8 protein-coding genes are annotated in these 7,573 nt (G+C 49.3%); 5 read left to right on the top strand and 3 right to left on the bottom strand.

Annotation, left to right across the window (positions count from 1 at the left end; translation table 11 throughout):
• The 4 genes from N836_RS41860 to N836_RS41845 all read left to right on the top strand — a co-directional run.
• Positions 1–913, top strand: a 913-nt coding sequence (locus N836_RS41860) for a tetratricopeptide repeat protein (protein WP_023070504.1), incomplete at its 5' end; no start/stop codon positions are given.
• Between the two features lie 372 nt (positions 914–1,285).
• Positions 1,286–1,528, top strand: a complete 243-nt coding sequence (locus N836_RS41855; RefSeq protein ID WP_023070503.1) for a hypothetical protein — start codon at positions 1,286–1,288, stop codon at positions 1,526–1,528.
• An 18-nt stretch (positions 1,529–1,546) separates the two neighbouring features.
• Positions 1,547–2,599 carry a glutathione synthase gene (gene gshB, locus N836_RS41850; protein ID WP_023070502.1) on the top strand — a complete coding sequence of 351 codons (1,053 nt, stop codon included), beginning with the start codon at positions 1,547–1,549 and terminating at the stop codon, positions 2,597–2,599.
• Positions 2,600–2,638: 39 nt separating this feature from the next.
• The gene (locus tag N836_RS41845; RefSeq protein WP_023070501.1) at positions 2,639–3,688 is read left to right on the top strand and encodes an ABC transporter substrate-binding protein; all 1,050 of its coding nucleotides are present in this window, start codon (positions 2,639–2,641) and stop codon (positions 3,686–3,688) included.
• A 16-nt stretch (positions 3,689–3,704) separates the two neighbouring features.
• Here the strand turns inward: N836_RS41845 and N836_RS41840 are convergent, their stop codons facing one another.
• Positions 3,705–4,709: a hypothetical protein gene (locus tag N836_RS41840; protein ID WP_023070500.1), complete on the bottom strand. Its 1,005-nt coding sequence runs from the start codon at positions 4,707–4,709 to the stop codon at positions 3,705–3,707.
• A 348-nt stretch (positions 4,710–5,057) separates the two neighbouring features.
• Here N836_RS41840 and N836_RS41835 point away from each other — a divergent pair, with 348 nt between their 5' ends.
• Positions 5,058–6,155, top strand: coding sequence for a sucrase ferredoxin (locus N836_RS41835; RefSeq protein WP_023070499.1), 1,098 nt, complete (start codon positions 5,058–5,060; stop codon positions 6,153–6,155).
• Positions 6,156–6,395: 240 nt separating this feature from the next.
• Here N836_RS41835 and N836_RS41830 read toward each other — a convergent pair whose 3' ends face one another.
• Positions 6,396–7,373 (bottom strand): IS110 family transposase, encoded by a 978-nt coding sequence (locus N836_RS41830; RefSeq protein ID WP_023070498.1) that lies wholly within the window; start codon positions 7,371–7,373, stop codon positions 6,396–6,398.
• The coding region (locus N836_RS77355; RefSeq protein ID WP_235071012.1) for a hypothetical protein at positions 7,355–7,573 on the bottom strand (219 nt) is incomplete at its 5' end. The genes N836_RS77355 and N836_RS41830, both read right to left, overlap by 19 nt.

The following is a 7,573-nucleotide window of genomic DNA, read 5'->3' as shown; positions in this document are numbered from 1 at the left end:
TAACGAGGCTATCAAAGACTTTAATCGGGCTATTGAACTTGACTCTGACTATAAATGGGCTATTGCTAATCGTGGTGCAACTTATCAATTTATGGAATGCTATGACAAAGCTCTCAAAGATTTTAATCGGACTATTGAACTTGACTCTGACTACAAATGGACTATAGCTGATCGTGGTGTAACCTACCGACTAATGGAGCGCTATAACGAGGCTATCAAAGACTTTAATCGGGCTATTGAACTTGACCCTAAATATGATTGGGCTATTGCTAATCGTGGCAAAACCTACCGACTAATGGAGCGCTATAACGAGGCTATCAAAGACTTTGATCGAGCTATTGAACTCGATCCTAAATATGAGTGGTGCATATCAGAGCGTGCTTGGCTTCAACAGACCCTTGGTAATTATGAAAAATCTGCAGAAGATTTCACACGTTTAGTCAAACTTTCTTCTGAAAAGGACCAGTATATTATTGCAGGTCGAGGCTTGAACTCGCTGCTTCGTGGAAACTATGGGTCTGCATTAGAAGACTTGAACCATGCAATGGAATTGGATGAAAACCCCCCGATTTATTGCTGCCGGGCCCTGACATATGTCCGTCTTAAAGAAATTGAACAAGCCAAAAAAGATATTAGTCAAGCCATTAAACTTGCTCAAAAACAGTATGAAGAAGATCCTAACGAGCATCGTAATACCTGTAACTTAGGACTGTATTACTTAATTGTTCGCAAGCCAGATCAGGCAAAGTTCTTCTATCAGGAAGCACTCACACGAGGTGTGTCAGTTTCAACACTTAGAGATGTTATTGACGATTTAAAGAAGTTATTGATCATTCTTCCGAATCATCCTCATACTGCTGGGATGCAAAGCTTTTTAGAATCAAATTTAAGCTTGCGTCAGATTAATGTCTAAAACATAATTCGAAAAGTTGATGATTACTGCTAATCAATCCACTACTCATCAACTTTTTTCGATATGAGACACCAAGATGCTTGATTAACACTTTGTAGCTTGACTACAACAAACTTTTGTCCTACTTTCGTCTAATGTCGTAACACCCACGACAGTCTCACTAGAACCTAATAATTTGGCACCATCGGCCGGTGCGGCAACACCGTACCGATGGCTAACCCCCAGAAAGCGCAAGCCAATCTGGAGGCTGGGCATTATTATGCCTCAGTCACCTCGATTCGCAAACCATTCGCGGGGTGGCTGAGTTCTTAGGTTCTGGCTTTCCTCGCCTCAGCATCGGGGCACGTATACCCAACTGGAGAACCAGAACCCATGTTTCAAGACAACACCCAGGGCAATCAGCCCCAGATTCCACCTGCCAATAATCCCCTACCCGACTACTCCTTCGAAACCGTCAACCACACCCTGTTCGGCAGCCTCACCGCCATCCGCAACACCATCGCCCTGCTCCATAAACTCAACTACGCCGAACCCAACGACTGGAGCAAACCCCTACCCACCGGCCGCCCCAATGAAATGATGGCCATTCTCAGCAAACGAGTACGGGTGGATTAAATCAACAGTGGGTGCGTCATGCCAAGTAATGACGCACCCTTTGGCCGATCCGGCGAATTACCGTCGCCCAACCATGGCAAAATCAAACCGACCCATTTATTTGCCTACCCCGTGAAATTTGCATTTATCATTGACCCCATTACCAAGCTAGACCCTGGCCACGATAGCAGCGTGGCGCTGATGGAAGCAGCCCAAGAGCTTGGTCATCAGGTGTATGTCACCCAGGCTCAGCAAATGGGTGTGGTGGCGGGTCAGGCCATGGCCTACCTGACTCCGGTGACGCTGATTCCAGTTACCCTTGGTGAGAATCGCTGGGATGCGGTGGCTGATTGGTATACCCTGGGCGACACCCAATGGCAGCCGCTGGATAGGATGGATGTCATTTTTATGCGCACTGACCCGCCGGTGACGGTGCCTTATCTGTATGCCACCTATATCCTTGACTATATTGACCCGGCTAAAACTAAGGTGATCAATTCGCCCCAGGGGATTCGGGCGGCGAATGAGAAAATGTATGCGCTGCAGTTTACTGAGGCAATTCCCGATACGATCGTCAGTCAGGACAAAACGGTGATTCGGGAAACGGTGGAAAAATGGGGCGGTGAAGCAGTGCTCAAACCCCTGGGAGGTAAAGCTGGTGAAGGGATTTTGTTTTTGAGTAGTCGCGATCGCAACTTTAACTCAATGATTGAAATCAGCACCAAACAAGGCCAGGAGCCCGTTATGGTACAAACCTATTTACCCGCCGCCAAAGAGGGGGATAAGCGGATTATCCTGCTGAATGGTAAGCCCCTGGGTGCGGTTAATCGGATTCCCACCGGCAAAGAATTTCGGGGCAACATGGCCGTTGGCGGTCGTACGGCCAAGGTAGACATTACCGACCGCGAGCTAGACATTTGCCAACAGCTTGCGCCGACGCTGCAGCGCGATGGTCTCATCTTTGTCGGTATCGATATTATTGGCGGCTATCTTACAGAAGTAAACGTCACCAGCCCCACCGGCATTCGCGAAATTGATCGACTGGATACGGTAAAGCTGGGGCACCAGGTCATAAAATGGCTGTCCAAGTAGCGAGCATCCGACACTCTACAAACTACGGAGGTATCTATAATGACTCGATTAAATCGTCGTCGTTTTATCCAGTACGGGTCACTAGCTGCTGGCACCGGGCTGTTGGCCGCCTGCACAAACTCAGCTGAGGTAACAACCACAAGCACCGAGAGCGAACCGACTGCAGAACTGCAATCGATTACCTTTGGCACCAACTGGTATGCCCAGGCGGAGCACGGTGGCTTTTACCAGGCCGTCGCCACCGGGATTTACGAAGACTATGGTCTGGATGTCACCGTTCAGATGGGTGGCCCCCAGGTGAATGGCACTCAGCTGCTGATGGGTAACGCCGTGGACTTTTTTATGGGCTATACCTCGGATGCGATTAAAGCAGTTGAAGAAGGGATTCCCAAACGGACGGTAGCAGCAATTTTCCAGAAAGACCCACAAATTTTGATCGCCCATCCCGATCAGGGGGTTAAGGATCTGGCCGATCTTGCAGGCAAACCCATCTTTATTTCCAAGGCGGCTAATGTTACCTACTGGCCGTTCTTAGCGGCTAAGTATGGCTTTACTGACGATATGAAGCGCAACTATAACTTTAATCCAGGGCCGTTTTTGGCAGATAAAAACTCTGCCCAGCAGGGATATTTGAGTTCTGAACCGTTAGCGATCGCAAAAGAAGGCGGTTTTGAACCCATGGTCTTTCTCTTAGCCGACCATGGCTACAGCGCCTATGCCACCACCATTGAAACCCGGCAAGAGATTATTGATAACAATCCTGACCTGGTGCAGCGATTTGTTGATGCCTCCATTAAAGGCTGGTACAGCTACTTTGATGATCCGACATTGGGCAATCAGCTAATCAAACAAGACAATCCCGAAATGACCGATGAACAGCTTGCCTACAGTCTAGAAAAGATGCAGGAATATGGTCTCGCCACTGCTGGTGATGCCGAAACCCAGGGGATTGGAGCCATGACCAACGAACGCTGGAAGACATTTTTTGAAGAAATGGCCGCAGCGGGCGTTTTTCAGGCAGAGACGGACTATACCCAGGCATTTACCCTTGATTTTGTAAACAAAGGCGTGGAGTTTTATCAGAGCTAGTTGTTGTGATCACTCTCTAAGAGAGACTTAAGGCCCTGTGGGGCAAGTCTTCCATATCGATGGCCAGGAATCGATCCAGGGCCAGATACATCCAATAGATCGCCGCCTGGTTGTCTAGCCCAGTTCTTTGAAAACCCAGGGCTGTGGCCAGGGGTTCATAGTGACGATGAATAATCAGCGTATGGAGATCGCACAGGTTGGGAAAGTCTTGCTCCATGGCCTGCAGGGTGGTCTGGGCATCTTGCAATAGCAGCAATGCCTGGTCTTCGTATTCTGGGGCAATGTTCCAGCTGCGAATAAAAACGGTACGGCAGGTTTCATCTCCGGCTTTGGCCAGGGTAAAGGGGTCTTCGTCGGAAATGCCGCTGAGATGCAGCCCTTTGTTGGGTGGGCCAAAAAAGTGAATCTCGGAATCTTGGGTGGTGGGATAAAGCAAACAGAACCCCACTGGATTTAAGTTGTCACTGCGTCGTAGTACTCGCATACCCCGACTATAGCCTTCGGCCCACTGGCGCAGCAGCTGGGTAATGCGGTAGGGCACGGCAGTATTGCTGTTGTTCATCCAGTTGTAGCGGCTGGCCAGTAGGTTGGCGACCGGGATGGCATCACAGCGAGGGTCAAACTGGTCAGCGATGACAGCAGCGGGTTGGGGTTTGGTCTGGTGTAGTTCTGGCGGTTGGGGAATTGCGATCGCAATTGTATTGCCATCAAATTGTTTTTGAATCAGCCCCAGGGCCATCAGCTTATCCAGCATCATCCCCGCCGAGCGCTCGCTACCCCGTTCGGATTCAGCATAAAAAAGCGCTGCCGCCTCGCGACAGGTACAGTCCACCCAAGCATCAAAGGGCTGCAGCTGCTGAATTGGCTCAGCCGGGTTGGTTTGTTTAAGCTGCAGGTAAGCCCATAAGCGCACAAAGCAATCGGCTCGACGGCGGGTCAAGCCAACCCGACCCAGCAGCCGTTGGACAACCTGCTGCTGTTGAGATTTCGAAAAAAATTGATCCAGGGACTCCGGCATCATGACTGATTTGGGCAGCTACGCTGTCAGGATTTTAAGCGGTTTGGGGAGGGGAGTATCAGGCATATGTGACAGTTATTGTGCCAATCGTCTCCATAGTTGAACTACCCCGAAAAGCGTCTAATTCCGTAAGCTTTTTAAGCTCAAGAGATCAGGGATCTGCTAGTAAATCAGCAATCGTAAGACACGCTTGTTATCGATCTTCGATGTGGGCTTAGTTCAACGCTTTGCAACAAGACTGAGGAAGGGAGATGCCTAGATTACAGACGGCAGTGTTTTAGCAGCTCAACAAGTCTTGAAAGACGTTAATATGTGCGTGGGCTTATTAGGAATCAACCTCAGGAAGGAGCTATGCAACTCATTGATAATCTGCCGGACAATCTTGCCGATTGTCGCTATTGTTCTCAGGTTTCTAAGGCCAATGGTGTGGATCCCATTGGGTCTGCTCCCAAGGTGGATTACTGGTTGCTTGTGGAAGTTGCCCAGCCCTGGCCTGTGGCCATGTTTGCGGAAAATCCGATGATCGGCCAGATATTTTCGCTGGTTAAGCAGCTGGTCTTTAAGCGAGGAGTGATGGTGAGACCGATTGCGATCGCGCCCGACCCTGAATACTCCACCCCTGGTTTCACCCGGATTATCTACTACCGTCGACCGGCCCAACAGTTTGCCGAGTATCTTAAAGAAGAGTACGTAGTGCCTGAAGACCAAGCTAACCATTTAGTCTTGGGCATATTAAATCGCCTACTGGGCCAGAGAAATACAGTCACCCCATTCCTCTCTTATCAGCAAGACACTCAGCACCTAAGGGAAATGCTGGTCTGTACCCACACCCAGGTTGATCTGGCCTGCGGTCGATTTGGCACCCCTATCTATCGCCAGCTACGTCAACAATCTAACCAGTCAAATCTGCGTGTGTGGCAAAGCACCCATTTTGGTGGCCATCAGTTTGCCCCAACACTCATTGACCTGCCCACTGGCCAATTTTGGGGCCATTTAGAACTCGATGACTTGCCACAGCTAGTGAAGCGTAATGGCGATCATCACCAGCTAAAACAGCTGTATCGAGGTTGGTCTGGCGGCACTCAATTTGAACAAATTGCCGAACGCGCTGTGTGGATGGAAATCGGCTGGGACTGGCTCACTTATCCTAAAGCAGCCCGCACCTATCAAAAAGAATTAACAGGTATGAAGCGTTTTCTCTATCCATTGCTGCGATATATTCCTATTAAGTTGTTACAGCTATGGCTAGACCGCTGGACCCGTAATGCCAGCGGCGCTAAGGTGGAACTGGTTTATAAAAGTCTCCATACCCAAGGACGCTATCGGGTAACCATTGCAGAAGCTGATAAACTGATCACCGCAACCAATTCAGCAAAGACACCCAAGGATGCGATTGAAATAAGCGAAGCTCAGCAATATCAAGTTACTCAACTTGTAAAGGTGAGCTAAGGGAACAATAGTGCTACTCAAACCAGACAGAGAGATATAGGACTCGTTAAGCAATTATTTCATGATTGTAATTTTCCAAGAATCTTCTGCAAAAACCAGTTCAAAATATGCATAATTGTCCCCGTCGTAACCCCAGCTTATTGCTATTGGAAATAACTCAGTAGGTGGGTTGTAGGGCGGCGTTCCGGCCCTGCCCAGGGGGTTTGGGGAACTCGGAGATACTGTGTGCTCTTGTGAATGTCAAGCCTGAGCAGCGAGTGCTTTGTTGGCATCAAAAGGGTGCCCCGAGTGTAATACCCCAAAGACCCATCGAATCAATTTATGCATAATTGCACCGACCACCTGCATTTTGAGCTTTCCGGCTGCCAGTAAACGGTCCCGAAACTGAGCAATCACAAGATTGTGATTAATGGACGCTAACGCTGGCATATATAAGGCTTTTCGCAATCGCGCATTACCCATTTTTGAGAGTCTAGGTTTCTTGTGGATAGAGCTACCAGAATCATGGTTTTTGGGCGTTAAACCAGCATGAGCCGCCAGTTGTCGAGCACTTTTGAAGAACCGGATATCGCCAACCTCAGCCAGAATAATCGCCGCTGTTTTGTCGCCAATTCCGGGAATCGAGGTAATCAGATCGCGTTGTTTTTTTAGATGGTCGTGACGGTCAATGTGGTGTTTAATTTCTTCCAACAGCAATTTGTACTCGCCCTTAAGAAATTCCAGATGTCGCTTGATAGCCTCCACCAGCTCCTCAGGGGTGGTTTCCAATCGATTTCGTTCTTGACTCATGATCTTCTCAAGCACATCCAAACGACGAACAAGCGCTTGCAATGCGTCCACCTCAGGAGCCGGTGGTGTCCATGCTCGCGGCTTGCGTTCGAAGCAGAACTGCGCAATAAGGCTCGCATCCACCCGGTCCGTTTTTGTCCGCACCAATAGGCTCTCGCCATAGGCTTTGATTTGTTTAGGATTAGCGATGGTGACCACATGCCCCTGCTCGTGGAGAGTGCGAGCCACCGGATGAGCATAGGTACTGGTCGCTTCCACGCAGGCGTGAACACGCTCCACTTGATGGTATGCCAGCCAGTTTACTAACGCTTGGTGCCCTGAGGCATCATTACTCACAGTCTTTCGTTTCGGCTTCTTATCAGCTCTCAGCAGTAAGGCCGCATACAGTTTATGCTTGCCAACATCGATTCCTAAGCACGGAAGAGACATGAGATAGAGGCTCCTATCGGACAATCGTCAACTCCATCCACTATCGACTCTGTCCTTGTTAATTCAGGTTGCGTTGCACCGATGGCAACACCTTTGATACTGTCGAGGCTAGTCGTTGGATGGGGCAGGTAGCTCATCAGGCGCAATCCGCTGTTCTCCGACCGAGCTTGGTTAGCTCTAGGGACCCCCCAGTTTGGATT

The sequence above is a fragment of the Leptolyngbya sp. Heron Island J genome (assembly GCF_000482245.1).
Classification (GTDB): domain Bacteria; phylum Cyanobacteriota; class Cyanobacteriia; order Phormidesmidales; family Phormidesmidaceae; genus Leptothoe.
This window is presented reverse-complemented; position numbering and strand designations above follow the sequence as displayed.